This is a genomic window from Brevibacterium renqingii, from assembly GCF_017808105.1.
Lineage (GTDB): Bacteria > Actinomycetota > Actinomycetes > Actinomycetales > Brevibacteriaceae > Brevibacterium > Brevibacterium renqingii.
The window spans coordinates 365,232-390,994 of the sequence record NZ_JADBHF010000001.1 but is presented as its reverse complement, the minus strand read 5'-3'; the positions used below and the strand labels follow the sequence as shown (position 1 = coordinate 390,994).

The window sequence follows — 25,763 nt, the reverse complement described above, 5'->3', positions numbered from 1 at the left end:
GTCTCAGTCCTTTCAGACAGTGGTGGCTGCGATGGTGTGGGAATCAGGCCTGACTCACCCCCGGTAGCGCCGCACAAGCGGACAGGTAAAGGGGTCCTGTCCTCGCACACCGACCTGGCTGAGGTAGGCGATCACTGTGGCGGCTGCCTCGGTGAGCGTCCTCTCCGTGTACGGGATGCCATGCCGGGCGCAATGCTCACGGACGATCTTCTGCATCTTCGGCAGGCTTGGCCGAGGAGCGGCGGGGAAGAGATGGTGTTCGATCTGGAACTGCAGTCCGCCGAGCAGGAACCGTGCCACCGGCCCATCCTTGATGTTGCGCGACATGACCACCTGTCGGCGGAGGAAGTCGATGTGGAGGCCCTTCTCGACCGTCGGCATCCCGAGGTGGTTGAGTGCGAAGGCACCGCCGAGCAGGATTCCGAAGCTGCCGACTTGGACCCCGAGGAACGCGAACGCCATTCCCAGCGGCAGCATCAGGAACAGCAGTGTGAGATAGGCGCCGTGCCGGATGGCGATCAGCATGATCTCGGTCACACGGTGGGGGACGTTCGGTTCGGAGAACAGGGTCCTCAGCGAGGCAAAGTGGAGGTTCGCCCCTTCGAGGAACAGCAGCGGCACGAAGAAGGCGCCCTGGTGGCTGACGAGGAAGGCCCCGAAACCTCGGCGACGGTTGGCGGCGTTGGGTGTCATCGCGATGAGGTTGGAGTCGATGTCGGGGTCTGCGCCCTCCTGATTCGGGTAGGCGTGATGCGTATTGTGCTTGGCCATCCACCAGCTGAAGCTCAGCCCCATGAGCAGTCCGGCGATGAGGCGAGAGGTCCATTCGTTCCATGCCCTGGAGGCGAAGATCTCACGGTGGGCGGCCTCATGGGAGAGGAAGCCGAGCTGGGCCATGACCATGCCGATCAGCCCAGCGGTGATCAGCTGGAACCACGTGGCTCCGAAGACGACCACAGCGGCGAGCAGTCCGGCCAGCACCACCAGCCAGATTGCAATGCGGCTGAGATAGAAGCCGCGGTGCCGACGCATCAGACCGGCATCATGGATGGTCTTGCTCAGCTGTCGATACGACTCGACGTATTCAGCGGCTGCCTTCACTGTCACCCCCATCGTGGACGGCCAACGGACTCAGATTCTGGAGCCGCCCGTCCGTGAACTCCTGCACACTTCCTTCCGAGCATAAGTCGACCGGCTGAGCCCATCAATACTGTCCGGGCGAGACTCCGAGCTCCTCGGTGCCTCAGAGTCGATACTGGTTGTTCTCCTCGGGCGAGGTCGTCGGCTTCTTCGGCAGGTCCTCGCCATCCTCGTCGTGGGCGTCTGCGTCCTCGCTGGGTGAGACCACTCCTTCGAGCGCATCGACCGACATTCCCGGTTCTCCCTTCGGGGGATTCTCGAGCGAGGAACCGGATGCGGTCTCGTCGAATGCTCCGGGCGGCAAGGTATCGGGTTCACCCTGCAGCGGAGGGCTCGTTGCGGAGTCGTCGATCGCAGCGTCGGCGGCGTCTGCTTCGGCGCTGTCGGTTTCAGCGTCGTCCGCTTCAGAGCCGTTTGCCTCAGCATCGTCAGCTTCAGTAGCCTCGGCGTCAGCGACGTCTGCTTCCGCGGCCTCGGCGTCATGAGCCGAAGCGCCTTCCGTCGCCGAGGTGAGCGTTTCTGCCGCAGCCGAGTCCGCATCGGTCTGTTCCTCCGACCCGGCTGTGTCGGCGGTCTCGGATGTCTCGGCGGATTCGGATGAGTCGGAAGATTCGGACGCATCGGCGGGTGCGTCCGCAGTCTGCTCAGCTGTTTCGGCGGGCGCGGCAGTCTGCTCGGGGAACACAGGCCGCGTCGCTGGGCGCGCCGGCAAGTCCTCGCCGCCCGACTTCTCCTCGGAGGTGCCCTCGGAGCCGGAGTTCTCGGTCGAAAGCTTCTCGTCTGACTTCTCATCGGGCTTCACCGCCTCGTTCTGACTCTCAGCGTCCTCAGGCTCAGCCTCGGCAGCCTCGGTGTCCTGAGCCTCAGCACCGGCAGCCTTGTCGTCCTGGACGGCCCCGCTCTCCATCTTGACCTCGGTGGCATCGGTCGCGGTCAAGCCCGGCAGCGCCCCGTCGATGCCCTCGAGGCTCACGCCTGCCTCGGCGGCCAGACGTGCGCGCCGTTCGGCTCGTGCCTGGGCACGGTCCTCTTCGCTTCTCTGCGGCTTCGCCGCTTCGCCCTTCGGCTGGGTCGGGCGGACGGCCTCCCAGACGAGCAGGACGATCAGCATCGTGACACCTACGGTCACGCCCATGAAGACCGAACCCCACGGCCGCGCCATCCCGAAGAAGTCGACGAAGACGTTGAGTCCGAACATGACAGCCAGGCCGAGGATCAATGCAACCAGGAATCTCATATCCCCATTGTGCCCTCTCTCCCACCGACTGCAGGGAAACGGGTCGACTTTCGTGCCGCCTCCATCTCCGCGCCGAAGCGGTCTCCGTGGCGGAGAACGGGACCCGCCTCGGCAATTCCCTGTGCCATGCGTCACAATAGGAGCATGGATATCAACGCCGAGAGCACCGTCCCCAGCTACGACGATGTCGTGTCCCGCATCGCTGATGACGCTCAAGGATTCTGGCTCGAGCAGGCCACGAGCCTCATCGATTGGGTCACCGAGCCGACGCAGGCCGTCGACGATTCGAATGCGCCGATCTATCGCTGGTATCCCGATGGGGAACTCAACGTCTGCTACAACGCGATCGACCGCCACGTCGAGAACGGCCGCGGCGAGCAGGCCGCCATCATCTACGACTCACCGGTCACCGACACCGTCCGCACGATCACATACGCCCAGCTGCAGGACGAGGTCTCGCGCTTCGCCCGCGGCCTGTCCGACAAGGGAGTGGCCAAGGGCGATCGCGTCGTCATCTACATGCCGATGATCCCCGAGGCGGCCGTGGCCATGCTCGCCTGCGCCCGCCTCGGCGCCATCCACTCCGTCGTCTTCGGCGGGTTCGCACCGAACGAACTGGCCGTGCGCATCGACGACACCGCCCCGAAGGCCGTCATCTCCACTTCCTGTGGAGTCGAGAAGAACCGCGTGCTCGAATACAAGCCGATGCTCGACGAGGCCATCGACATCGCCGAGAACAAACCGGAGTTCTCCGTCATCGTCCAACGCGAGGAACATCGGTGTGAGCTCGGTGAGAACGACGTCGACTACGCCGAGCTGCTCGCCCAGACCGCCGAGGGCATCGGCCCGGTCACCGTCAAGGCCACCGATGAGCTCTACGTCCTCTACACCTCCGGCACCACCGGCAAACCCAAGGGAATCGTCCGCGACTCGGGCGGCTACGCCGTGGCCGGCGCGTTCTCGATGCCGGCGCTGTTCGACCTCCATCCGGGCGACACGATGTTCACCGCCTCGGACGTCGGCTGGGTCGTCGGCCACACCTACATCGTCTACGCCCCGCTGCTGGCGGGAGTCACCTCGGTGCTCTACGAGGGCAAACCCGTGGGCACGCCCGACGCCGGAGCCTTCTTCCGCGCCATCGAACAGCACGGGGTCAACGTCCACTTCACCGCCCCGACAGCCATGCGCGTGGTGCGCAAGGAGGACCCCGACGGCGAGCTGATGAAGAAGTACGACCTGTCGAGCCTGCGCGCGGAGTTCCTCGCCGGCGAACGGCTCGACCCCGACACCTACGAATGGACGACGAAGACCCTCGCCGAGGCGACCGGACGCGACATCCCGGTCGTCGACAACTGGTGGCAGACGGAGACAGGGTGGCCGATCGCGGCGAATCCGCTCGGACTCACCCGGTTCCCCCTCAAACCCGGATCACCGACCAAGCCGGTGCCCGGCTACCAGGTGGAGATCCTCGACCCGAGCGGAAACCCGGTGCCTGCCGGCGAGGAGGGCCTCATCGTCATCAGGCTGCCGCTGCCCCCGGGGACCATGGCGACCGTCTGGGGCGATGACTCACGCTTCATCTCCTCCTACCTGGCAGCATTCGACGGCTACTACCTCACCGGCGACTCCGGCTATCTCGACGAGGACGGCTACGTCTACGTCATGGGCCGCACCGATGACGTCATCAACGTCGCCGGGCACCGCTTGTCCACCGGCATCATCGAGGCCGTCGTGGCATCCCACCCCGCGGTGGCCGAGGCCGCCGTCATCGGCGTCCACGACGACGTCAAGGGTCAGATCCCGCGCGCCCTCGTCGTCCTCGGCGACTCCGCCGAGGCGGCCGATCCCGATGCCGTCATCGACGAACTCGTCGCCCTCGTACGCAAGGAGATCGGCCCCGTGGCGGCATTCAAGCGCGTCGACATCGTCCCCGGTCTGCCGAAGACCCGATCAGGCAAGATCCTGCGCAAGACCATGCGCGAACTCGCCGACGGCGTCGAGAACCCAGCGGTGCCGTCGACGATCGAGGACCGCGCGGTCCTCGACGACCTCGAGTCGGTGCTCGCCCGCCGCTGAGGCTGCTGTCGAGGCGATTGCCGGCAGCGACCTCAGGAGTTCCGTCCCTGCTCGAACCCGGCGGCGAAACCGCGCTCGAAGGCTTCCTGCACCTCACGCTCATGGTCACGCTCCCGGGCGCGTCGGTCATCGGCCCATCCGAACGGGTCGAACCCGCGGCGGCCCGGGCCGAAACCTGGTCCGAACCCTGGTCCGAATCCGCGTCGTCCGCGGCCTCCGCCGTGATCGTGGCGGCGATCGCGACCCGCGCCGTGATCGTGGCGATCGCGACCTCCGCCGTGATCGCGGTGATCGCGGTGATCGCGACCTCCGCCGTGATCGCCGCGATCGCGGTCGTGCGGATGCGAGCGGTCGGCACACCGGTCGGGACCGAAGGCGTCGACGATCTTCGACAGTGAGGACTTGAGGTCCTCGAACTCCTCCGAGGAGAGCACCTCCTCGACCTTCTCACCGACGCCATCGCGCAGATCCCACATCCGCTGCCGGAGCTCGTCCGGACTCACATCACCGACCGGATCCCATCCGCGATGCCCACGGGGAAGGCCGCAGCTGACCGGCTCTTCCGGACCCGGGGCACCGTCGGCGACCACCTCGTCAGCATCCCGGTCTCGGCGTCCGCGCCACATCTTCCCGAAGTCGCGGGGATCGAAACCGCTGTCGGCGGCTGCGGCGCGGAATTCGCGGCGCAGCACATGGCTGACCTGCCTCAGCAGCTGCGGCAGGTCGACCTCGCCTCGGGCATCGCCCTCGGTCGAGTCGGCGGCACCGGCATTTTCGAACGGGCTCTCGGCATCGTCTCTGTCATCGTTGAAGTCATCTTGCGTGCTCATGTCTTCTCCTTTAGTTGTCATTCGACATGTACATGCAGAATGACATGCATTTCAGGTGCATGTCAAGCAACATGTAAAATGCGAGCATGAGCTCAGACGATGACATCCGGACGATCGCGGAGGCGCTCACCCGCCTGCAGTGGCGGCGCGGGCCCGGCGGACCGCGCGGTTTCGGTCCGCCTCGGGGATTCGGCCAGCGCAGCGGATCGGCCGAGCCGAACCACGGCGAGTTCCCCTTCGGCGGACGTCACGGCCCCGGCGGCAGAGATCGACAGGACCACGGTCCCGGCCGCCGCGACGATGCCGGCTTCGAATGGCGCGAGAAGTTCAAGGGCCATTTCGGCGGACGCGCGCAATGGCAGCTGCTCATCGCCCTGGTCCAGGCAGGCACTGCGCTCGGAGTGAGCGCCATCGGCGAGGCGATCGGCGTCGATCAGCCACGCGCTTCGCGTCTGGTCGCTCAGGGCGTCGAGCTCGGACTGCTGCGGCGCGAGGCCGATCCCGAGGACGCCCGCCGCACCCTCATCGCCCTCACCGACAAGGGGCGGGCGATCGTCAATCGCTTCCGCGGGGCACAACGCGACAACGTCGATGAGGCGCTCAGCGAGTTCACCGCCGATGAGCGTGCCCAACTGGCCGCTCTGCTCACCCGACTGGCCGACGCCTGGCCGAAATGATCAGCTCTCGGCGAGCTGCTTGAGCCGCTTGAGCGAGGCCAGAAGATTCGAGACCGTCGTCGACTGCGCCCGCGGCAGGCGCTGGGGATCGCGCAGCTCGGTCCAGTCGTAGATGTGGCGGACGAGGCAGGCGCCCTCCCCGGACGGCTCGATCTCCCAGACCCACTTCTGGCCGAAGGGCTCTCCCCCGACCTCCGACGGCTTCCAGGCAATGAGCCTGCCCTCGGCGAAGTCGACGATGTGGTTCTCCCGGTCGACGCCCTTCGTCAGCGTCGTGACGAAGGAATCGCCGATGCCTCTCACCCGCTGATCGTCGACGGCCGCCCCGAGGTTGTCGTTGCCGTCCCATTCCGGCTGCCTCGCGGGATCGGCGATGAGTTCGAACACCGCTGCCACCGGGGCCGCAACGTCGAGTTCGGCGCTGACGACCTTGAGAGCGGGGTCGATCGAATCGAATACTGATGCGTCAGGTGCCTGTTCGGTCATGATGTTCTGCCTTCTCGTGTGCTCTCGGTCCCGGTGCGGGCTCATGGTTCGCATGGATGAGACACAGTCAGGATACACAGATCCGACCCTGCATCCCGCGGACTCGAGCTGCCTTCCGGCCATGCACGTCGGGCAGTGAGCGCACGCAGCGCGCCGTCCTGCCGCTCGCTCAGTCCTCGAGTGCACGGTCCTGGCGCTCAGCTCGCTGGGCAGCCGTACTGAAACGGGTAAACAGTCGCGACGAGTCGCTGGAGAGGCTGAGCAGCACGGCGACCTGCATGGCGATCGTCATCAGCGCGTACATGTTCGTGGCCAGATCCCGATCCCCGGTGAAGTAGTTCGTCATCGACACGATCACGGAGATCGTCGACAGGGTGAGGATCCACAGTCTGGCCCGATTGCTGCCGCGGAACACCGCAGTCGACGCAATCACCTGCACGCACCCGATGAGGAGGCTGAGCCCGATGAGCACTCCCGCAGCGATGCGCGTGGCCGTATCGTCGCTGAGCGCGGTGATATCAGCGCTGTAGTCGGTGACCTCGGAACGCAGACCGTCCCAGTCGAGCAGCGTGCCGAGCACATCCCAGGCCTGGAAGATGAGCAGCACGAGAACGAGGGCGGCGCCGATGACCGTCTGCAGCGGGCGCCGCCGCCACAGCGTCTTCGTCACGTCCGACACGGACCGCGATTCCGTGTAGATCTGCGTGGCGTCCAGAGTCAGTTCCAGACGCTCCGGGCGATCCCCCTCATCGGCGACCACCTCGGCGACGTCGAGGATCGGCAGATGCCCATCGGTGACGATCGCGTCCCCGCCGCCATTGCGGGAGTGGTAGCCCGTCGAGAAGTCCTTGATCCTGTGCACGGTGATCGATTCGCCGACCGCGGTCACGGTCTCGACGATGTGATCGCGTTCGACGTCGGTGTCCTCCTCGATCCTGTGCGTGAACTGGAGGGTGAACAGGGAGATCCCGACGGCCTTGTCATAGGTGCCCGCGGCCAGCCAGTCCGCCTGATGGCCGCCGGGCAGCAGCCATCCGCGCGGACACTTCCAGAAGCGCACGTGATGCCGTTGCCCGGGGTCGCCGTCGACCTCCTGCTGATAGGCGAAGTCCTGCCGCCGGCCGAACAGCAGCAGCGGGGACACCGGCGCCTGCGGATAGCTGCGCTTCGTCACCGTCGAACGGATGATCTCCCAGGTCGACGCGGGCGTGATGCTGTCGGCGAGGATCCACCCGGCCGCCCTCATCGCGTGATGGATCTGCGCTTCATCACCGCGCCAGGCGAGGTTGACCGGGTCGCCGAGCAGACCGTCGGACGTCCGAGTGCGCCCGATGAAATAGTTCGGCACATAGATCTGGGAGAGGATGCGATGGAGCCGCGGCAGGGCGAGATAGGACACCACCGCCCAGAACACGAGCAGGGTCAGCACCTGCCACCACCCGAGGCTGAATCCCTTGAGCAGGATCAGCAGAGCCAACCAGGTCGATGCCGCGCCGCCGAAGAGGAAGAACAGATAGTCGAGCACCCCGGTGGGCGTGAAATGGTGCCGACGATAGATGAACGGCTGCTTGAGCCGACGCTTGTGCCCGGCCACCGCTCCCGCGGCAGCCGACTCGTCCGTCGCACCTCCTGAGGTCATGGGTGACAGTGTAGTGAAATGGCCTCACCCGCCGGAATGCGGAGAACCCGAACCTCCTTCGCCGAGGCGGCCCGACCCCCGACGTCGCAGCTCCGCAGTCGCCGTCGCGGCCACCTCCCGACTCTCGTCGTGGGCCAGTCGCACGAGCAGATCCGACACCAGCGCCCGATGCTCGGCGCCCGGCGGGTGTTCGGCGCCCGGCGGGTGTTCGGCGCCCGGCGGGTGTCCAGCAGCAGCCTGCCCATCGGGAATCTCGATGAGGACCTGCAGGGCCCGAAAACGCTCGACGGCGCGCGGTGAGCCTGCGGCGCGGGCCAGCTCGGACATGATCGCGGCGGCAGAGGAACAGCCCCGGGTGACGTAGCCGGCGAGCGCCTCGGCCGCCTCGATGTCGCGAGGCCCGGTCATCGCAATGGCCAGCAGCTCCGGCACAGCGGCGGGGTCGTCGAGCCCGGCCGCAGCGAAGGCGGAGAGGCTTCTGACCTCATCGTCCTCATCTTCCAACCGCCTCCGCAGGGCGCCCCGAATCAGTTCCGCGGACTCGGGGGCGAGCTCATCGGCGGCGGTCGTGCGACTGATCTCATCGAGTGCGCGGATCGCTCTCAGCCGCACCTCGGCGGAGACATCGTCCGCCCCATCGACGAGATGAGCGATCGCGGCGGGCCCGGCCTGGGCGAGCGCCCACCGCATGGCCCCCGCCGCATTGAGTTCGGGTTCGTCGAGGACCGCCGCCGAGAGGGCTTCGATCGGCACGCTTCCATCGACTCCGCCGCCCAGAGCCGCTTTGTGCCGTTGAATGACGTCGGCGGATTCGAGGGAGCGCATGAGGTCGACGGTCCACAGCAGCGCCTCGGAGTCGGTCCGCCCGAGCCGATCGACCCGCTCGAGGTGGTCGAGCAGGCGCTGCTCTGAGGCGATGCGCTGACGCGTCTGCGCAATGAGATCGCGCAGCAGCCCTCCGGCGTCGAAGTTCGGGTCGGCGAGCACCTCTCCGACTTCGGTCAGCGACATCCCGAGTTTGCGCAGACCCTCGATGTGGAAGATCCGCCCGATGTCGGCGTCGGAGTATCTGCGGTAGCCGGCGGCTGTCCGCTGGTCGGGCGCGAGCAGGCCGATGGATTCGTAGTGTCGCAGCATGCGCGCGCTCACACCGGAGCGCCGTGCCACCTCGCCGATGAGCATCTCCGCCTCACTTCCCGCCTCGCTTCCCGGCTTGTTGTCCGCGGCTCGTGTCCGGAGGAAGGGGCCCGAGACCGAAGCCGCATACCGTCAGGCTTGCCCCGCCCGACGGCATGCGCACGATCGTCCCTTCCCGAAGCCGATCTAGATCGTCGTCTCGGGCCCCAGTGCGACCACCCGTTTGGCTGCGTCCAAGGCGTGGGCGAAGCCGGCGTCGGGATCTGCGAACATCTCCCGGGTCGCCATCGCGTGCGCCCGCACTGTGTCGTCCTCTGCGAGAAGCTTCTCATCGAGCACTGACACGAGATCCTCGCCCAGGGCGACGACGGTTCGGCTGAGACTCTTCTGCATCTCCACATCCCCGCGCCCCAGCTGCGTGATCAGCACCTCTGCAAGGTCCTCCCGCTCGTCGCCGGGCACCAGCGCAGCCGCAGAGCGCCAGGCGCTGCGAGCCACCTCGGTGTCGGGATGGGCGATGAGGCGATCCCCGATGCGCCTCGGGTCCTGAGCCTGCCAGCCGCGCCGGTCGCCGATCTTCGACAGGGTGTGCAGCGCCTGGGAGATCGCCTGCGGCACCGCCGCGTCGAGCTCACTGATCAGCCGCGGCACGGTGTGCTCGGCTGGCAGGCGGGTGAGGGCCCAGGTGAGCATGTCGCGGACGAAGAAGTCCGGCTCGGTCTCGCACCTGGCCACGAGTGCGCCGAGGTCGCGAGGGTCGGCTCTGATTCCGATCTGCAGGGCGGCCTGCAGGCGCTGCTGCGGATCGGGCGCTGAGAGCGCGGGGACGAGTTCCGTCTGTGGATCGGTCATGATATCCACCTCCTGTCCCCTCAGTGAAGACCTTCACATCGTGTCAAGGTCAAGCACTTCGGTCACCTCAGCCCTCACCCGACCAGCCGCCGGTCGCCGGGGCCGTGGAGGTCGCGTCCGGAGTTCCGGCGTCACCGGTGACCGAATCGTCGGCGACGCCGACGAGGACGAGGATGACCACCAGGAGCACCGTCACACCGACAGCGACGAACACGAAGGCCGCGATCAGACAGCTGAACAGAGGCGGCCGCCGATTGTGCCGTGCGAAATTCACCATGGCTCGATATTAGGTCGTCTCCCTCTCCCCGGCGCTCCGAGAGCGAGAATGGTGCAGGGTTGGAACATGCGAGCGCGCAATGCCTCTTCTCTGTCCCGCTCGCCCTTCCGTGACCTCCCTGTGATAGAAGGCACGGCGTGGTCTGATGAGGTCTTCAGTTTGTTGCATTATCGTTATATTCATGCCTCGACTGACACGACACCGCAAGGGCCGCCGGTCCGTGCTCGTCGGTGCCCTGCTCGGACTCGGAGCAGCAGTGACGGCACTCGTCGTGGCGGCCGTCATCATCATAAACGCGCCCTTCTCATTCGGCTCCACGAAGATCAGGCAGATGCAGATGGCTACCGTCAACCAGCTCAATGAGCAGCAGATCGGCAATGCTCGCCTCATCATCGGCGTCGGCCTCGGCGGCGGTTTCGACGACAGGGCGATCCGCATCGCCCTCATGACGGCGCTGCAGGAATCCTCGCTGCGCAATCTCGATTCCGGCGATCGCGACTCCGTCGGCCTGTTCCAGCAGCGGCCCTCGCAGGGATGGGGCGAGCCGGAGCAGCTCACCGATCCGGTCTACGCCGCGAAGGCGTTCTATGGCATCAACCCCGAGGTCGAGAACCCCGGACTCGACCAGATCGAGGGCTGGAACACGATGTCGCCGACCGAGGCGGCGCAGTCCGTGCAGCGCTCTGCCCTTCCCGATGCCTACGAGCAATGGGAGAAGCTCGCCGACGATCTGCTGGGGTCGCAGTCCGATGTCGAGGCCCTGGACTGAATCGCCCGAGCTCTCGCGTCGATCCTCGGCCTGCCTCGGCGGAGGCTCAGAGGGTCTGATCCGACCCGTCAGGGGCCGGCAGCCGGGTGGCCGAGTCGGTTGTCCGGTAATCTGCACTCATGGCTTCCACTCCCGATTCCGTTCCCGTCGATGACGAGGTCGAGCAGCTGCTGCTCAATCCCGAGGACAATCTCGAAGCCATCACGGAGACCGCCGACCTCTTCAAGGCCCTGGCCACGCCCTCGCGGCTGAAGATGCTCCTCGTCCTCACCCACGGGGAGGCGACGGTGACGCATATCGTCGAATCGACCGGCCTGTCCCAGCCGCTGGTGTCCCAGCATCTGAAGTTCCTCCGCGGCCTTCACCTCGTCGGGGTCAATCGGATCGGTCGCGAAGCCTACTATTCGCTCAAGGACGACCACGTCGCTCACATCATCCTCGACGCGATCGCCCACACGATCGAAGCCCACGAGCACTGAGTCCACGAGCGCTGACCTCGGAGAACTGGCCTTGGAGCACTGACCTCGCCGAGGCGGCCTCCGCGGTGCGATCTCATCGTGGAGGCCGCCGCCGGTTCCGTGTCAGTGCCTCCGGTCCCCCGCCGACGACCCACACGATCGCGGCGACCACCACCGCACCGGCCCATTGGGCCGGCTGCAGCCGTTCACCGGCGATGAACGATCCGAGGACGACGGCCGAGAGCGGCTGCAGCAGCATGAGGGCCGCTGTCGTGGGCACGGGGACGAGGGGGCTGGAGATGCTCAGCAGCACCCAGGACAGAGCCTGCCCGCAGACGGCGAGGGCGAGCATCCACGCCCAACCGTCCCAGCCGAGAGCGAAGTCGAGGCCGCCCAGGCCGAGGCCGGCCACCGCCGTCATCACTCCGGCCGCGATGGTGCCGACCTCGACGGGGGCGACGACGAAGTCCGGTGCCAGGCGACGGCAATGGTGGATGCCGAAGATGTAGACGCCGTAGAGGACGCCCGAGAGGATGCCGAAGATCGCTCCCCTGGTCGGGTTCTCGGCGGCCGCGTCGACGCCGAACACTCCCCCGGTCAGCAGCATGCCGATGATCATCAGCGGCACGCAGCCGATGAACAGCCATCCGGGACGACGCCCGCCGAAGATCCACACGAGGGCCGGGAAGACGATGACCTGGACGCTGATGAGCACCGTGGAGACCCCGAGCCCGGCATCGAGCACGCTCTGGGCCCAGAGCACATAGTCCAGACCCAGTGCCGCCCCGGAGATCCCGGCGATGACGAGCGCCTTGGGCGGCACACGCCCGTGTCTGCGGATCTCGAGCACGGCCAGGGGCGCGAGCACGACGACGGCGATCCAGCACCGCAGGAATGCTGCGGTGGGGGCGGTCGCCTCGGCGAGGATGACGAACAGTCCCGCCGACCCCAGCAGCACGGCGGCCACGATGACACCGAGGACGGGCAGCGCCTGCGGGGCGGGAGTCTGCCGGCCCCCGTTCGCCTCGGCGGAGCTCATCCCATCCAGTCGAGGATGCGGTCGATCGCCTCGGCGGTGCGGTCCGCGCCGACGGCCAGGGACAGACGCACCGCGCGAGAGCCGTCGACCGAGTCGAAGTCGTCGCCCGGGGCGAGCGCGACGCCGGTGGCTTCGAGCAGCTGCTCACACCACTGACCGGAGGTCTCGAATCCTGCACTGTCGAGGATGTCGTCGATGCGCGAGTACATGTAGAAGGCACCGTCTGGCGGAGCCATCTCCCCGAAGCCCAGATCACGGTTGGCCGCCAGCACGTGCTCGCGGGCGCCGGCGAAGGAGGACACGGCCGCCTCGCATTCGGCATAGGACTCCTCGGTGAACCCCGCCACCGCCGCGTATTGGGCCGGGACCGGGGCGCACAGTGACAGGTTGCCCGTGACGTTCTGTGCCGGTCCCACCAGCGACTCGGGCAGGATCGCCCAGCCGAGACGCCATCCCGTCATGCCCCAGTACTTCGAGAAGGAGGAGATGACGATCGCATCGTCGTCGTGGGCCAGCACGCACTCTCCGCGGGTGCCGATGTAGCTGATGCCGTGGTAGATCTCGTCGGAGATCACCTGCACCCCGTGGTCGCGGCACCAGTCCGTGAGCTCTCCGAGAGCTTCGGCGCCGATCATCGTTCCCGTCGGATTCGCCGGCGAGGCGAGCATGAGTCCCTTGAGCGGGGCTTCGGCATGAGCGGCCTCGAGCAGTTCGACGCTGGGCTGGAAGCCCTCGTCCGCCCCGCAGTCGAGTTCGACGACCTCGCAGCCGAGCGCGGCGAGGATGTTCTTGTACGCCCCGTAGCCGGGCCTCGCCAGAGCCACCCGGTCGCCGACATCGAAACAGGTGAGGAACGTCGTCTGGAAGGCACCTGAGGATCCTGTGGTGACGGCGATGCGTTCAGGTGGGATCTCGAGGCCGTACCAGTCGCGGTAGTGTCCGGCGATCGCCTCCCGCAGTTCGGGGATGCCGAGGATCGGGGAGTAGCCGAGGCCGGTTCCGTCCTGGGCGACTTCGGCGGCGCGGCGCAGAACGGGTGTGGGTGCGCCCTGAGTCGGTTCGCCCAGGCACATGGCGATGGTGTCGCGGCCGGCGCGCTGCATCTGCCCGACGGTGGCGACGATGCCCATCGCCGCGAAGGGTCTGACGAGGCCGGATCGGGCGGAGGCGGCAGGGGTGCGGGCAGTCATCGTCTCACTTCTTCTCACGCGGGACACGGCCGAGGAGATGGAATTCGGGGTTCGGGACCATCCCGGAGATGTGGGCCATGCGGTTGGACAGGCCGAAGAATCCCGTGATGGCGGCGATGTCCCAGGCGTCTTCGTCATCGAATCCGTGCTCGGCCAGCTCGGCATGGTCGCTCTCGTCGACCGCCCACGGCTCCTCGCACACCTTGACGGCGAAGTCGAGCATCGCCCTCTGCCGTGCGCTGATGTTCGCCTGACGGTAGTTCGTGGCCACGACATCGGCGATATAGGGGTCCTTCTGGAAGATCCGGAGCATCGCCCCGTGCGCGACCACGCAGTAGAGGCAGTTGTTCACCGCCGAGGTGGCCACGACGATCATCTCGCGGTCGGCCTTAGTGAGGTTGCCGGTCTCCTTCTCCATGAGCGCGTCGTAATAGGCGAAGAAGGCGCGGAACTCGGCCGGCCGGCGAGCCAGGGCGAGGAAGACATTGGGCACGAAGCCCGACTTCTCGGACACTTCGAGGATCTGGGCTCGGATGTCATCGTCGACGTCGTCGATGTCAGCAAGGGGATATCGCATATCTCTCATGCTAGCCCGAGTCCCTCCGCGCCCGCCGAGGGCTCATGCTAGCCCGAGTCGCTCCGCGCCCGCCCAGGGGACGATACAGTGAGGGCACGACGTCCGTCCATGCATCGAAGGAGATCGCAATATGACCGCTGACAACCCCGCAGAAGACACCGGATCGACCGGCGAGGTCCAGCTCGACAACGGGGTGTTCCGGGTGACGAAGTGGACGATCGGACCCGAAGGCGTGATCCCGATGCACAGGCATGAGCACGAGTACGTCGTAGTGCCGATGGTCACCGACACGATGCTCGTACGCAATTCCGATGGTACCGAGATCCGTGCCGAGCTCGAGGTCGGAGTCTCCTATACGCGTCCCGCCGGCTCCGAGCACGAGGTGTCGAACCCTGGCGGCAGCGCCGATGTCGTCTTCGTCGAGATCGAACGGCTCTGACCACCTGCTCGGAACGGCCTGCGCGGGGCGGTCACCTCGGGTCGGCTACCTCGGGGCGGGGGGTCGCCTCGGGACGGCCACCTCGGCGCGGGGCGGTCACCTCGGTGCGGCCACCTCGGCGCGGGCAGCGTACGCACTGGCTGCGTCCGCATACGTTCTGCCAGCGACTTAGGTGGACGAAATGGGCGGAAAAATCGCTGGGAGGATCCGCCCAAAGCGACCACCTAAGCGCACGCTTTCCGCCTAGAACGACCACCTAAGCGGGAGATGTCTGGCCCGAACAACTGCCTGAGCTCGTGTACTCGCAGTGACTTGCGCGCTCATTCCTGTGGACGAGGAAACTCTGTCCACAGGCAGAATCTCGTCTCTCCCCTTCTTGCCGAGACTGCGACAGCATGGCGTGCATGTACAACAGTCGAATGTGGGAGCAGCGTGATTACCCGCGTCTGTTTCGCGTGGGACAGGCAGAGGAACTCGGCATCTCCCGGCACCACCTGCTGTATACCCGGCGATGCCCGATCGTCCTGCCGGGCGTCCGAATGGATCGCGATACGACCGAGTCTCTCCGGACACCCGAATGGGCCGACAGTTCGTGGACCGGAGACTCGCTGCGGCTGCGCGCGGCCCGGCTCAAGTTCCCGAATGTCCTGGCCGACGATGTCACCGCTGCTCGCATCTTCGGATGGCCGCTGCCGAAGAGCCAGATGAATGACCACCTGTACCTGTGCACCACCGACAGGAATCTGCGGATCCGGCTGCCGAAGGTGTCCCTCCGTCGTACGCAGCACATCGTTCCTGCTCACTGGCTCGACCTGCCTGTGCTCATGCCGGCGGAGGTCTTCATCCGGCTCGGCGCCCGCCTCAGCCTGGATGACCTTGTGAAGGCCGGCGATGCGGGAGTCGGCAACTGGCATGGGCCGCCGCAGATGTGCATCGACGATCTCAACTCCATTCTGGAGTCACGCCGCCGGCTGCAGGGTCGAGAGAAACTGCTCGAGGCTGTGCGCCTGATCCGGCCCGGTGTCGATTCGCCGCAGGAGACCGGGCTTCGACTGTGGGCCATCAAGGTGGGGCTGCCTGAACCGACGGTCCATCCGCAGGTCGAGAGTCAGCTGGCCAGAGGAACCATCGAACCCGACCTGGGTTATGAGGACGCGAAGCTCGCTCTGGAGTACGACAGCGACCTTCACCGTGAGTCGACGGAGCAGTGGACCCGCGATAACGAACGCGACGAAGCACTGGTCGACGCCGGGTGGACCGTGCTCAAGGTGACCCGGAAGACCGATTACAGGCAGCTGGAGGCGAAGATTCGGCGCAAGCTGGCTCTGATGTGATCACGTCCGCCCGCTCCAGCACGGGCGATGAGCTGCGTAGGTGGGCGAAATGGGCGGATTCGCCGCCGGGATTTTCCGCCTAGAACGACCACCTAAGCGGGGGCTTCCGCCCAGAACGACCACCTAAGAGAGGACTTCCGCCCAGAACGACCGACCGAGCCCGCAGATCAGGCGGGAATGTCCCAGGTGTGGACGGGACGACCCGAGGCCTGATTGGCCAGATACGCATCCATCATCGACTTCAGGCCCTCGCTGCGTTCGGGCGAGTCCGGTCGGCTGCCGGGCGCGAGGCTCTCGAGCGTGCGAAGCTGCCAGGTCGCACCGTTGATGCGGTTGGCGGCACGGCCCTCGATGATCGACATGTACTCCTCGATGACGTCCTTGTCGATGTTCAGCCGCGCCAGACCGCGCCTGGCCTGCGGCGCGAGCACATCGGTGACGAGGTCGGCCACGCCGATCCGTCCGATCTTCGGCCAGGTCACGCGCGCCTCGATGCCGTCCCGGGCACAGGCGAAGAAGTTCTCCTCCGCCTCGGCGAACGACATCCGCGACCACACGGGACGGTTCTCCCCGACGAGGAATTCCGCCAGACCGTAGTAGAAGGCCGCATCGGCGACCATGTCGACCGGGGTCGGCCCGGCCGGCAGCAGACGATTCTCGACCCGGATGTGCGCGCCGCTGTCGCCGGAGTTGTAGATCGGCCGGTTCCACCGCCACACGGTGCCGTTGTGCAGATTGAGCTCGAAGAGCTTCGGGGCATCGGCGGCACGGAACTCGACGAAGTCCTTAATCTCCGGCAGCAGCGGCGGGAAGTAGCGGACGTTCTCCTCGAACAGGTCGAACACGCTGGTGATCCAACGTTCCCCGAACCACACGCGCGGGCGCACACCCTGGTTGACCAGCTCCGGAGTGCGGGTGTCGATGGACTGCGAGAAGACCGGGATCCGGGATTCGTGCCACAGTCTGCGTCCGACGAACAGCGGCGAATTCGCCCCCATCGCCACCTGAGCCCCGGCGATCGCCTGCGAGGCGTTCCACGCATCGGCGAACCTGTTCGGCGCCACCTGCAGGTGCAGCTGCATCGACGTGCACGAGGACTCCGGGGCGATATCGGCGAACTCCGCCTTGTACCGCTCATCCCGGCCGAGTTCGATCTGCACGAACTCTCCGCGCGCATCGACGATCGAGTTGCTCAGCGCCTCATAGCGGTTCTCCTCGGTCATCCACTTCTCATCGGTGAGGAACTGAGTGGTCAGCGTCGGCAGAGTGCCGATCGACACCGCTGTGAGACCGTCCGCCTCGGCGGCCTTCTGGACCCGCTCCAAGCGGTGGGCCACCCCGGCCTCGAGGGTCTTCAGCCCGCGCCCGGCGACCTGCAGCACGGGATGGTTGAGTTCGAGGTTGAAACCGCCGATCTCCGATTGGTAATCGTCATCGAGGCGAGCGAGCACGTCCTTGTTGCGCAGGCTGGGCTGATTGTCGCCATCGACGAGGTTGAGCTCGAGTTCGAGCCCGATCGTCCCCGCGGACTTGAATTCCGCATGACGGAGGTAGGTATCGAAGAGCTCGAGGTTCTCCGCGAGCTTCTCCCGATACAGTGTGCGTTCCTCCGGCGTGTACCGCTTCGAGCTGACTGCCTCACCCATAGGACTAGCAAACCACAGACGCCCGGGTTTGTGCGCGGTTCTGTGCGGTCATCTCCGCCCGTCCAGCGGTCGCACTATCCGGACAGCTCGGGTCCGCACAGGCCGGCCTTCGTAGAATCAGGACTATGACTTCGACCGAACCAGCTGTCTTCCAGCCCTCCCACCTCGTGCAACAGACCGCCGAGCGCCTTCCCGCCATCCTCGCCGACATCGAACGCGTGATCTCGATCGAGACTCCGTCAAGCGACAAAGCGGCTGTGGCCGCCGGGGCACGAGACTTCGCCGCCCTGCTGCGCGACCGCCTCGGAGCCGATGCGGAACTGCTCGAGATCGACGGCACCGCCCACGTGCGCCTGCGCTTCGGGACGGGACCGGCCCGAGTCGTCCTGCTCAACCATCAGGACACGGTGTGGCCGCACGGGACGCTCGAGCGCATCCCCTTCTCCACCGCCGACGGGATCCTTCGCGGCCCAGGCAGCTTCGACATGCTCACGGGAGCGATCATGAGTGTGCATGCGACTGCGATCCTGCGCGACCACCTCGGCGAGGACGCCCTGGACGGGCTGTCGCTCCTCGTCACCGGCGATGAGGAGATCGGCTCGCTGTCCTCCTCCGAACTCATCCGCGCCGAGGCGGCCGAGGCGAGCGCCGTGTTCGTCATGGAGGCGAGCGCCGGCGGGGCGCTCAAACTCGAGCGCAAGGGCACGAGCAACTACGTCCTCGTCTTCTCGGGCAGGGCCTCGCACGCCGGACTCGAACCGGAGAAGGGAATCAACGCCGGCATGGCTTTGGCCCTGACCCTGCCGCTGGTGGCCGACCTCGCCGATGCCGCAGCCGGCACCACGGTGGTGCCGACCGTGATCAGTGCGGGGACGACCTCGAACACCGTGCCCGCCGAGGCGCGCATCGATGTCGACGTCCGGGCGCGCACTGCCGCCGAACTCGAACGCGTCGACGCGCAGATCCGTGCCCTAGCGGAGAATCCGCAGGTGGAGGGCTCGACGACCGAGGTGCTCGGCGGGATCAACCGACCTCCGTTCGAACCCGAGCAGTCGGCCGAGCTGTTCGGACGGGCCACCGCGCTGGCCGGCGAGCTCGGCCTGCCGACACCGCAGGGCGTGTCCGTCGGCGGGGCCTCGGACGGGAACTTCACCGCCGGCGACGGCATTCCCACCCTCGACGGCCTCGGTGCCGTCGGTGATGGTGCGCATGCTGAGCACGAGCACGCCGTGATCGACGAGATCGCTCCGCGGACCGCGCTGCTGGCCGCCCTCATCGCCGACCAGCTGCAGGGCTGAGGCCGGCGCGCTTCTCACTCGACCGGGTAGCCGGCCGCCCGCATCTGCGCTGGAGTCTTCAGTGTGAACAGCCAGTCGCGCAGATGCGGATCGGGTCTGATCGTCGTGCGAGCGAACAGCCGATCCTCGCCGACGAGATAGCAGTGGTACCCATGCGCACCGAGGTGGCCCATGAGCTCTCGCGGCTCCGCCCGGTCGTCGAGGACCTCGCAGAGGATGTCCGGGCGCAGCGCTGCGAGGAATTCGCGGCCGTGGGCGAAGACGGCGTTCTCGCCGCCTTCGACGTCGATCTTCATTGTCACGCGCGGACGGGTCGCGGTGGAGTCCGCGCCTTCGGCCAGCACGGGGCTCTCCTCCAGCAGCTGGGGAAGGAGGCTGTCGAGTGAGGTGAAACGCACCTCGGCGTCGGAGTCGAAGTCCATATCAGCGGAGTAGAACGAGGGCAGAGCCGATCCCCCGTGGCCGAGAGGCACCCTCATCCAGGTCTCGGGGCTGCCGACTCCGGTGGGATGGACGGTGACGCGCTCGGTGAACCCGTTGCGGGCGATGTTCTTCTCCATGCCGGCGACCACGGCGGGGATTTCGAAGGCATGCGCCCGCGTTCGCGGATTCGCTGCGAGGACGGCCATGGTGAATACTCCCGTGTAGGCGCCGATGTCGAGGAACACCTCGGCGTCGGAGCTGAGGTCGACCATGAGCTCGAGGGCGAAGGCATCTTCGGGCTCGGTGCGCCGACCTCGTCCCCAGTAGAACTCCTTGGCGATCTCGCAGCGGAACGGTTCGACGAGGAAGAATTCGGCGCCGCCGGCTCGGCCGCGGACCTCGCTCAGTTCGATCGGCGCGGGCAGGCGGCCGATCCTCAGTCCTCTCACACGGGGCGCGATCGTCCGCAGCACTGGGTGGAGGAAAGGCTGGGCAAGCGCGGTCTTGACCGGAAGCTTGAGACCGAACCAGGACTGTCTGCGCGCCTTGCGAGTTCGCAGGTAGTCATTCATGACGAAGGCCCCCTTGCCGACAGGACGACTTCTGTTCACACTATCAACGGCTGCGCCGCCGCTCCAGAGTGCTGGCCTAAGCTTGAGGGCGACGAATCATCCGCCACGTTGCGAAGCAGGAGCCAGGCATATGAAACTCAGATCGGTCACCCTCCACCAGGTCTCGATTCCGCTAGTCACCCCGTTCGAGACCTCGTTCATGCGGGAGACGGAGAAGGACTGCTACCTCGTCGAGGCGGTCTTCGACACCCCGCAGGGTGAGATCACCGGCTGGGGAGAGTCCGTGGCGATGATCTCCCCGCTCTACTCCTCCGAATACGTCGCCTCCGGCATCGACGTCACCCGACGCTGGCTGGCTCCGCTGCTCTTCGATGTCGAGGACCTGACCGCTGAGACCGTCGGTTGGCACCTGCGCCATGTCATCGGCCATCCGATGGCGAAGTCGGCTCTGGAGATGGCGGTGATCGAAGCTCAGCTCAAACTGCACGGCCAGTCCTTCAAGGACTACCTCGGCGGAGTCGTCGACTCTGTGCCCTCAGGCGTCTCGGTGGGCATCCAGGACTCCGTCGAGGAGACCGTCCGGGTCATCGGCGGTTACCTCGAGGAGGGCTACGCCCGGATCAAGCTCAAGATCAAGCCCGGCAAGGACATCGCGCCGGTTGCTGCGGTGCGCAAGGCCTTCGGTGACGACTTCGGGTTCCAGGTCGATGCGAACGCCGCTTACACCCTCGTCGATGCCGCCCATCTGCGCCGTCTCGACGAGTACGGTCTGCTGCTCATCGAACAGCCCCTCGGCGAGGCCGATATCCGGCAGCACGCGGAGCTCGCGAAGCTCATGGACACCCCGATGTGCCTGGACGAGTCGATCGTCTCCGCCGAGGCGGCTGCCGACGCGATCATGCTGGGAGCCACCTCGGTAATCAACATCAAACCCGGACGCGTGGGCGGGTTCATTGAAGCGAAGAAGATCCATGATCTCGCAGCCGCCCACGGTGTCGCCGTGTGGCACGGGGGCATGGTCGAAACCGGTCTGGGACGTGCGGCGAATGCGGCCCTGGCCTCATTGCCGGGCTTCACCCTGCCCGGCGACATCTCCGGGTCGAACCGCTTCTTCCACGAGGACATCACCGAGGAGATCGTCATGCGCGACGGCAAGGTCGATGTCCCCACCGGCGTCGGCTTCGGCGTCTCGATCGACCCGGCGAAGCTCGAGCGCTTCCGCACCGATTCGGTGGAGATTCTGCCCGGGCAGTGACCCGATTCCCGCCGAGGCGGGACGAACCGGCAGACAGAGGCGCCCCGACCACTGATGCTGTCCGCCAGCGCTCAGCCGTGGGTGTGGGTCTCCTCGGCGGCGTCGACGGCGCGGTCGAACTGGAACGTCGAGTGCTCGATCGCGATCTCGAAGTGTTCGGTCAGGCACTCCTGCAGCGCCTTGAGTATCCGCGGGGCGTGCCCGTCGTAGAAGCATTCGTCGGCGAGCACTACGTGCGCGGTGAGCACGGGCAGGTTCGAATCGATGCGGGTGACATGGAGGTCGTGGACCTCCTGCACATGCTCGACGGATTCGATGTGCTCCGTGACCTTTTCGAGGTCGAGCTCCTTCGGAGCCGCCTCGAGGAGGATCGAACCGGTCTCCCGCAGAATCGAGAAGGCACGGGGAACGATGAGCGCCGCGATGAACAGTGCGGCCACCGCATCGGCGCGCTCCCATCCGAACAGCCAGATCGCCAGAGCGGCGAGGATGACTGCCACGGACCCGAGCGCATCGGCGATGACCTCGAGGAAGGCCGCCTTGAGGTTGAGTGAGTCCTCCTTCGACGCGCTGAGGATGACGATCGAGACGAGGTTTCCGGCCAGGCCGATCGCGCCGAAGAGGAGCAGGCCCGGGCCAGGGACCTCGGGTGGGACGAAGAAGCGGCGGATGCCTTCGACGAGGCTGTAGACGCCGAGTCCGAGCAGCAGGGTCGCCTGCGCTCCGGCGGCGAGCACTTCGGCTCGCCGGAAGCCCCACGTCTTCTGGCCGCTCGCCGGCTTGTTGACGAGCGTCGCCGCGAAGAGTGCGATGCCGATGCCGATGAGGTCAACGGCGTTATGGCCCGTGTCGATGAGCAGTGCGAGGCTGCCCGTGACGATCGAGCCGATGAGCTGGAAGACGAAGATCGCGGCGACGATGGCGAATACGATCGCCAATTGCCGTCGCGAACTCGAACCATGCGAATGATCATGAGCCATGCTTGCCTCCTGACCTCCTCATATTAACATATGTGCATGTATCTATGCATTATCGCGAGGGCACACCTCGCGTGAGTGCGTCTCCTGCGGGTGGATCCCCTTTGTTCTGGCTCCGGAAATCGGGGTGGATCCACCCGCAGGAGACGTGACGGCACGTGCCCGTGGGGTGGGCGTGCCCGCGAGGTGGGTGGGCGTGCCCGTGAGTGGGCGTGTCCGCAGGGGACGCCCTGGGTTGTCAGTCTTCGGATGCCCGGCCGTCCTCGTCGTCCGCATCCTCGCCGTCGGGGCCTCGCTCGTCCTGAGGCGAGTCGGAGCCTGCGGCGCCCGACTCGCCGCGGGTCGCGTCCCGGTCCTCGAGGCGGCGCTTGGCCTCGTCGATATAGGACTGCACGTCGAACCCGGTGGCCTTCTTCACCTCATCGCCGATCTGGTCGAGGTCGATTCCGCTGTCGTCGAGGAAAGCCTTCGGATCGAAACGCGTTCGGTCGGCCTTCGAAGCCGGAGAGTCCGCCACGACTCCGTCGACGGCCTCGTCCGATCCCTCGGCATTCGCGGCGTCCGCAGCCGAACCGGCCGAATCGCTCTCGGCCGACCCTGAGGAACCGCTCCCGGCAGATCCTGAAGAACCGCTCCCGGCAGACGCCGACGAGCGGCCCTCGTCCCGTCCGATCGTGCCCGCGCCTCCTGCCGCCTTCGCCTGAGCTACGAGGTCGGTGAGATCGACGCCCGTCGTCCCACGCACCACCTCGAGAACCTGCGCGAGGTTGTTCGACACCGAGTTCGCGAGCTTCGACTCGCCATCGGTGGACACGATCGAAAGGTCCTTGATGTTCGCATAGGGAGCCACCAGCTCACCGGCGACTGTCGGCAGCACTTCGAGGACCTTCGACAACACGGCCGCGTCGTTGAACTGCTTGTAGGCCTCGGCCTGCGCACGCAGCGCTTCGGCTTCGGCCTCGCCGCGCGCCCTGATCGCATCCGCTTCGGCTTCGCCCTCGAGCCGGATCGCCTCGGCGTCCTTCGAGCGACGATGCAGTTCGGCCGCGGCTTCGGCTCGGCCCTGGGCCTCGATCTCATACGCACGTGCGTCGGCTTCGGCCTGCTGCCGGTAGCGTTCGGCATCGGCGGGGCGTCTGACCTCGGCGTCGAGCTGCTCAGCGCGCAGCTCCGCGGCTTCCTTCGCGACGATCCGGTCCTTCTCGAGCAGCTTCTGCTTCTCGGCCGCTGCGGCCAGGGGTCCGGCGTTGTCCGCAGTCGCCTGCCGCTGATCGGCCTCTTCCTTCAGCGCTGCGCGACGCAGGGCCAGCTGCTGCTGCTGTTCGGCGATGGCCTGATCGGTCAGCGCCTGCTGCTTCTGGGTCTCCTCGTTCTGCTGAGCTTCTTCGACCGCCGATGCACGACCGGCGTTCGCCTCGGCGATGGCAGCGTTCTTGGCCACCTCGGCAGCCTGCGGGCGGCCCCAGTCGCGCAGATAGCTGCCCTCGTCCTCGACCGCCGAGATCTGGAAGGTGTCGATGATGAGGCCCTGGTTGTTCATCGAATGCGCGGATTCCTCCTGCACCTGTGCGGCGAAGGAAGCGCGGTCCTGGATGATCTGCTCGACCGTGAGAGTGCCGACCACCGCGCGGAGGGTGCCGGAGAGGATCTCCTTCGAATAGTGGTCGATCTGATCCTGCTGGTCGAGGAAGCGCTGCGCGGCCTTCCGCACATCGTCCTCGGTGCCGCCGACTTTGACCTGGGCGACCCCGCGCAGGCGCAGCGCAATGCCGTTGATGGAGATGCCGTCGATCTCGACGGAAATCTGCCGTGAGGACAGCGAGAGGATGAACGCCTTCTGCACGATCGGGTAGACGACCGAGCGTCCGCCGATGACGATGCGACCGGTCCCTGAGGCTCCCGAGGCGTTCCGGCCGGTGATGATGAGCGCCTCCGAGGGCGAGGCGATCTTATAGGAGCGCAGGATCACGAACAGCGCGATCAGGAGGATGACGACGAGAACGCCGATCCCTCCGACGCCGAAGAGCAGGTCCATCAGTGGGCCTTCCGTCGATGAGGATGGATGAGGCGGCCGGCGCTGGACCGGCCGATCCGTCTCATCCTATGCGAGCCCCGCCGGCTTGCCCAGGTCCCGGCGCCTCCGCATCAGCTTCCGGGTGGGCCGACGACCAGCAGGGCGGCGAAGACGACGATGACGACGAGCAGACCGATGCCGGCGGCCAGCCAGGGCGAGCGGATCGCCCATGCCGCGAGCTTCTCGATCGTCCCGCGCGGCTGTCGGCCGCCGTCACCGAGCCCCCAATCACCGTCGAGCGCCCCGGCCCGTGCCGAGGCGAGTTCAAAGGGGACGGTCGCAAACGGCACGATCGCGCAGACGAGACCGATGAGGATGCGGCGCATCCTCCACCGCTGGGAGACCCCGACGAGAATGACGGCGAGGACGAAGCAGAGGAACACGAAGCCGTGGATGCTGCCGCCGATCCTCACGCCCACCTCGGTGGTCTTGGTTCCGTACTTGAGGATCATGCCGAAGATGAGCAGAGCCCAGGTGATGGCTTCGGCCACGGCGAAGAAGTTGAAGAAGCGTTTGGGAGTCACGGAAGACCATTGTGCCCGGCCAAGGTGAACGGCTCCTGAGGGCCGCCGGCAGGCGAGTCTCTTCGTCTCAGATGCGCATCAGGGGAGACTCAGCTGTGTCATACGTCCTCCGTCGACCGTGTAGACCTGTCCCGTGACGAAGGCGGCCTCATCAGCGGCGAGGAAGGCGACCATCGCCGCCACCTCCTCGGGCCGACCGGACCTGCCGACGGGGTGGATGCCTCCGATCTCGCGCCTGAAGCGCATGGGGTCGGGCGAGGAATCGATGAACTCGTTGTTGAGTTCGGTGTCGATCCAGCCGGGTGCGACCGCATTGCACCTGATTCCGTCTCCTCCGTGGTCGACCGCCACGCGAGTGAGTCCGTGCAGTCCTGATTTCGCCGCCGAGTACGCCGCATGGCCGGGGTTCGAACCGAGCCCTTCGATCGACCCGACGTTGACGATGGAGCCGCCGGCTGCGCGCAGGTGCGGCAGTGCCGCTCTGATCATGAGAAAGGGACCGGTGAGGTTGACGTCGAGGCTGCGTTTCCAGTCCTCGATCGACGTGTCTTCGACTTTCGCCTCCTGCATCATCCCCGCGCAGTTGATGAGGACGTCGAGGCGGCCGAAGCGCTCGACCACCTCGGCGACCGCGGATTCGACGTCGGCGGGATCGGCGAGGTCGATGGCGACCGAGGGGAGCTCGTCATCGGCTCGGCGCTGCGCGGTGCAGACATCAGCGCCCTCGGACCTGAGACGGCGAGCGATGGCGCGTCCGATTCCCGATCTGCCGCCGGTGACCAGTGCGACTCTGTGTTCGAAGCGATTCATGTCACTGCCTTTCCGCCGTTGGCACCG

At 66.5% G+C, this 25,763-nt stretch carries 25 protein-coding genes; 8 read left to right on the top strand and 17 right to left on the bottom strand.

The features are described 5' to 3' along the window. Positions 1-54: 54 nt before the first annotated feature. Together IHE57_RS01685 and IHE57_RS01680 are read right to left on the bottom strand one after the other, a co-directional pair. Positions 55-1,101, bottom strand: a complete 1,047-nt coding sequence (locus IHE57_RS01685; protein ID WP_366933823.1) for a fatty acid desaturase family protein — start codon at positions 1,099-1,101, stop codon at positions 55-57. Positions 1,102-1,243: 142 nt separating this feature from the next. Next, entirely contained in the window at positions 1,244-2,377 is a 1,134-nt protein-coding gene (locus tag IHE57_RS01680; RefSeq protein WP_209370353.1) for a hypothetical protein, read from the bottom strand. 144 nt (positions 2,378-2,521) lie between these two features. Here IHE57_RS01680 and IHE57_RS01675 point away from each other — a divergent pair, with 144 nt between their 5' ends. Next, the gene (locus tag IHE57_RS01675; RefSeq protein ID WP_209370351.1) at positions 2,522-4,453 is read left to right on the top strand and encodes an acetate--CoA ligase; all 1,932 of its coding nucleotides are present in this window, start codon (positions 2,522-2,524) and stop codon (positions 4,451-4,453) included. A 32-nt stretch (positions 4,454-4,485) separates the two neighbouring features. Here the strand turns inward: IHE57_RS01675 and IHE57_RS01670 are convergent, their stop codons facing one another. Continuing rightward, entirely contained in the window at positions 4,486-5,283 is a 798-nt protein-coding gene (locus tag IHE57_RS01670) for a hypothetical protein (protein ID WP_209370349.1), read from the bottom strand. A gap of 86 nt (positions 5,284-5,369) precedes the next feature. Here IHE57_RS01670 and IHE57_RS01665 point away from each other — a divergent pair, with 86 nt between their 5' ends. Next, complete coding sequence (locus tag IHE57_RS01665) at positions 5,370-5,960, top strand: MarR family winged helix-turn-helix transcriptional regulator (protein ID WP_209370347.1); 591 nt, start codon at positions 5,370-5,372, stop codon at positions 5,958-5,960. On the opposite strand, the gene IHE57_RS01660 is transcribed toward IHE57_RS01665, so the two are convergent. The 5 genes from IHE57_RS01660 to IHE57_RS01640 all read right to left on the bottom strand — a co-directional run bounded on the left by IHE57_RS01660 (position 5,961) and on the right by IHE57_RS01640 (position 10,351). After that, positions 5,961-6,446 (bottom strand): SRPBCC family protein, encoded by a 486-nt coding sequence (locus tag IHE57_RS01660; RefSeq protein WP_209370344.1) that lies wholly within the window; start codon positions 6,444-6,446, stop codon positions 5,961-5,963. Positions 6,447-6,615: 169 nt separating this feature from the next. Beyond that, positions 6,616-8,085, bottom strand: a complete 1,470-nt coding sequence (locus tag IHE57_RS01655; protein WP_209370342.1) for an LssY C-terminal domain-containing protein — start codon at positions 8,083-8,085, stop codon at positions 6,616-6,618. 24 nt (positions 8,086-8,109) lie between these two features. Beyond that, positions 8,110-9,267 (bottom strand): MerR family transcriptional regulator, encoded by a 1,158-nt coding sequence (locus IHE57_RS01650; protein WP_209370340.1) that lies wholly within the window; start codon positions 9,265-9,267, stop codon positions 8,110-8,112. Positions 9,268-9,408: 141 nt separating this feature from the next. Further along, entirely contained in the window at positions 9,409-10,074 is a 666-nt protein-coding gene (locus IHE57_RS01645) for a HEAT repeat domain-containing protein (RefSeq protein WP_209370337.1), read from the bottom strand. A gap of 67 nt (positions 10,075-10,141) precedes the next feature. Continuing rightward, positions 10,142-10,351 (bottom strand): hypothetical protein, encoded by a 210-nt coding sequence (locus IHE57_RS01640; RefSeq protein ID WP_209324242.1) that lies wholly within the window; start codon positions 10,349-10,351, stop codon positions 10,142-10,144. Between the two features lie 181 nt (positions 10,352-10,532). On the opposite strand from IHE57_RS01640, the gene IHE57_RS01635 reads away from it, so the two are divergent. Together IHE57_RS01635 and IHE57_RS01630 are read left to right on the top strand one after the other, a co-directional pair. Continuing rightward, positions 10,533-11,120, top strand: coding sequence for a peptidoglycan-binding protein (locus IHE57_RS01635; RefSeq protein WP_216629598.1), 588 nt, complete (start codon positions 10,533-10,535; stop codon positions 11,118-11,120). A 119-nt stretch (positions 11,121-11,239) separates the two neighbouring features. Next, positions 11,240-11,599: an ArsR/SmtB family transcription factor gene (locus tag IHE57_RS01630; RefSeq protein ID WP_209324243.1), complete on the top strand. Its 360-nt coding sequence runs from the start codon at positions 11,240-11,242 to the stop codon at positions 11,597-11,599. Between the two features lie 73 nt (positions 11,600-11,672). Here the strand turns inward: IHE57_RS01630 and IHE57_RS01625 are convergent, their stop codons facing one another. From IHE57_RS01625 to IHE57_RS01615, 3 genes are read right to left on the bottom strand one after another with little or no spacing between them, the layout of a single operon-like run. Beyond that, the gene (locus IHE57_RS01625; protein ID WP_209370335.1) at positions 11,673-12,617 is read right to left on the bottom strand and encodes a DMT family transporter; all 945 of its coding nucleotides are present in this window, start codon (positions 12,615-12,617) and stop codon (positions 11,673-11,675) included. Continuing rightward, positions 12,614-13,807 (bottom strand): pyridoxal phosphate-dependent aminotransferase, encoded by a 1,194-nt coding sequence (locus IHE57_RS01620; RefSeq protein WP_209370334.1) that lies wholly within the window; start codon positions 13,805-13,807, stop codon positions 12,614-12,616. The genes IHE57_RS01625 and IHE57_RS01620 overlap by 4 nt, the downstream gene beginning before the upstream one ends. 4 nt (positions 13,808-13,811) lie before the next feature. Next, a complete protein-coding gene (locus IHE57_RS01615) occupies positions 13,812-14,384 on the bottom strand; it encodes a peroxidase-related enzyme (RefSeq protein WP_209370332.1) in 573 nt (190 codons plus the stop codon). Between the two features lie 130 nt (positions 14,385-14,514). Here IHE57_RS01615 and IHE57_RS01610 point away from each other — a divergent pair, with 130 nt between their 5' ends. Both IHE57_RS01610 and IHE57_RS01605 read left to right on the top strand, forming a co-directional pair. After that, on the top strand, positions 14,515-14,823 hold the full coding sequence (locus IHE57_RS01610; protein ID WP_209370330.1) for a cupin domain-containing protein: 309 nt from the start codon (positions 14,515-14,517) through the stop codon (positions 14,821-14,823). Positions 14,824-15,227: 404 nt separating this feature from the next. After that, entirely contained in the window at positions 15,228-16,157 is a 930-nt protein-coding gene (locus tag IHE57_RS01605; protein ID WP_253719823.1) for a putative endonuclease domain-containing protein, read from the top strand. 167 nt (positions 16,158-16,324) lie between these two features. On the opposite strand, the gene IHE57_RS01600 is transcribed toward IHE57_RS01605, so the two are convergent. Next, entirely contained in the window at positions 16,325-17,803 is a 1,479-nt protein-coding gene (locus tag IHE57_RS01600) for a glutamate-cysteine ligase family protein (protein WP_209324248.1), read from the bottom strand. A gap of 125 nt (positions 17,804-17,928) precedes the next feature. Here IHE57_RS01600 and IHE57_RS01595 point away from each other — a divergent pair, with 125 nt between their 5' ends. Next, positions 17,929-19,101 (top strand): M20 family metallopeptidase, encoded by a 1,173-nt coding sequence (locus IHE57_RS01595; protein ID WP_209370328.1) that lies wholly within the window; start codon positions 17,929-17,931, stop codon positions 19,099-19,101. A gap of 14 nt (positions 19,102-19,115) precedes the next feature. Here IHE57_RS01595 and IHE57_RS01590 read toward each other — a convergent pair whose 3' ends face one another. Then, positions 19,116-20,096 (bottom strand): FkbM family methyltransferase, encoded by a 981-nt coding sequence (locus IHE57_RS01590; RefSeq protein ID WP_209370327.1) that lies wholly within the window; start codon positions 20,094-20,096, stop codon positions 19,116-19,118. A gap of 130 nt (positions 20,097-20,226) precedes the next feature. On the opposite strand from IHE57_RS01590, the gene menC reads away from it, so the two are divergent. Continuing rightward, positions 20,227-21,351: an o-succinylbenzoate synthase gene (gene menC, locus IHE57_RS01585; protein WP_209370326.1), complete on the top strand. Its 1,125-nt coding sequence runs from the start codon at positions 20,227-20,229 to the stop codon at positions 21,349-21,351. Positions 21,352-21,422: 71 nt separating this feature from the next. Here the strand turns inward: menC and IHE57_RS01580 are convergent, their stop codons facing one another. From IHE57_RS01580 to IHE57_RS01565, 4 genes are all read right to left on the bottom strand, one after another. Then, entirely contained in the window at positions 21,423-22,331 is a 909-nt protein-coding gene (locus IHE57_RS01580) for a cation diffusion facilitator family transporter (RefSeq protein WP_209370325.1), read from the bottom strand. A gap of 235 nt (positions 22,332-22,566) precedes the next feature. After that, positions 22,567-24,363 (bottom strand): flotillin family protein, encoded by a 1,797-nt coding sequence (locus tag IHE57_RS01575; protein ID WP_209370324.1) that lies wholly within the window; start codon positions 24,361-24,363, stop codon positions 22,567-22,569. Positions 24,364-24,473: 110 nt separating this feature from the next. Then, the gene (locus tag IHE57_RS01570; protein WP_209370323.1) at positions 24,474-24,926 is read right to left on the bottom strand and encodes a DUF3817 domain-containing protein; all 453 of its coding nucleotides are present in this window, start codon (positions 24,924-24,926) and stop codon (positions 24,474-24,476) included. Between the two features lie 78 nt (positions 24,927-25,004). Continuing rightward, entirely contained in the window at positions 25,005-25,736 is a 732-nt protein-coding gene (locus tag IHE57_RS01565; RefSeq protein ID WP_209370321.1) for an SDR family NAD(P)-dependent oxidoreductase, read from the bottom strand. Between the last annotated feature and the right edge of the window lie 27 nt (positions 25,737-25,763).

Coding starts and splice junctions, on each gene's coding strand:
- IHE57_RS01630 (WP_209324243.1), top strand. CDS start 11,240: ATGGCTTCCACTCCCGATTCCGTTCCCGTCGATGACGAGGTCGAGCAG.
- IHE57_RS01625 (WP_209370335.1), bottom strand. CDS start 12,617: ATGAGCTCCGCCGAGGCGAACGGGGGCCGGCAGACTCCCGCCCCGCAG.
- IHE57_RS01615 (WP_209370332.1), bottom strand. CDS start 14,384: ATGCGATATCCCCTTGCTGACATCGACGACGTCGACGATGACATCCGA.
- IHE57_RS01635 (WP_216629598.1), top strand. CDS start 10,533: ATGCCTCGACTGACACGACACCGCAAGGGCCGCCGGTCCGTGCTCGTC.
- IHE57_RS01660 (WP_209370344.1), bottom strand. CDS start 6,446: ATGACCGAACAGGCACCTGACGCATCAGTATTCGATTCGATCGACCCC.
- IHE57_RS01595 (WP_209370328.1), top strand. CDS start 17,929: ATGACTTCGACCGAACCAGCTGTCTTCCAGCCCTCCCACCTCGTGCAA.
- menC (WP_209370326.1), top strand. CDS start 20,227: ATGAAACTCAGATCGGTCACCCTCCACCAGGTCTCGATTCCGCTAGTC.
- IHE57_RS01605 (WP_253719823.1), top strand. CDS start 15,228: ATGTACAACAGTCGAATGTGGGAGCAGCGTGATTACCCGCGTCTGTTT.
- IHE57_RS01665 (WP_209370347.1), top strand. CDS start 5,370: ATGAGCTCAGACGATGACATCCGGACGATCGCGGAGGCGCTCACCCGC.
- IHE57_RS01640 (WP_209324242.1), bottom strand. CDS start 10,351: ATGGTGAATTTCGCACGGCACAATCGGCGGCCGCCTCTGTTCAGCTGT.
- IHE57_RS01655 (WP_209370342.1), bottom strand. CDS start 8,085: ATGACCTCAGGAGGTGCGACGGACGAGTCGGCTGCCGCGGGAGCGGTG.
- IHE57_RS01680 (WP_209370353.1), bottom strand. CDS start 2,377: ATGAGATTCCTGGTTGCATTGATCCTCGGCCTGGCTGTCATGTTCGGA.
- IHE57_RS01565 (WP_209370321.1), bottom strand. CDS start 25,736: ATGAATCGCTTCGAACACAGAGTCGCACTGGTCACCGGCGGCAGATCG.
- IHE57_RS01675 (WP_209370351.1), top strand. CDS start 2,522: ATGGATATCAACGCCGAGAGCACCGTCCCCAGCTACGACGATGTCGTG.
- IHE57_RS01580 (WP_209370325.1), bottom strand. CDS start 22,331: ATGGCTCATGATCATTCGCATGGTTCGAGTTCGCGACGGCAATTGGCG.
- IHE57_RS01620 (WP_209370334.1), bottom strand. CDS start 13,807: ATGACTGCCCGCACCCCTGCCGCCTCCGCCCGATCCGGCCTCGTCAGA.
- IHE57_RS01645 (WP_209370337.1), bottom strand. CDS start 10,074: ATGACCGATCCACAGACGGAACTCGTCCCCGCGCTCTCAGCGCCCGAT.
- IHE57_RS01650 (WP_209370340.1), bottom strand. CDS start 9,267: ATGCTCATCGGCGAGGTGGCACGGCGCTCCGGTGTGAGCGCGCGCATG.
- IHE57_RS01670 (WP_209370349.1), bottom strand. CDS start 5,283: ATGAGCACGCAAGATGACTTCAACGATGACAGAGACGATGCCGAGAGC.
- IHE57_RS01575 (WP_209370324.1), bottom strand. CDS start 24,363: ATGGACCTGCTCTTCGGCGTCGGAGGGATCGGCGTTCTCGTCGTCATC.
- IHE57_RS01610 (WP_209370330.1), top strand. CDS start 14,515: ATGACCGCTGACAACCCCGCAGAAGACACCGGATCGACCGGCGAGGTC.
- IHE57_RS01590 (WP_209370327.1), bottom strand. CDS start 20,096: ATGAATGACTACCTGCGAACTCGCAAGGCGCGCAGACAGTCCTGGTTC.
- IHE57_RS01600 (WP_209324248.1), bottom strand. CDS start 17,803: ATGGGTGAGGCAGTCAGCTCGAAGCGGTACACGCCGGAGGAACGCACA.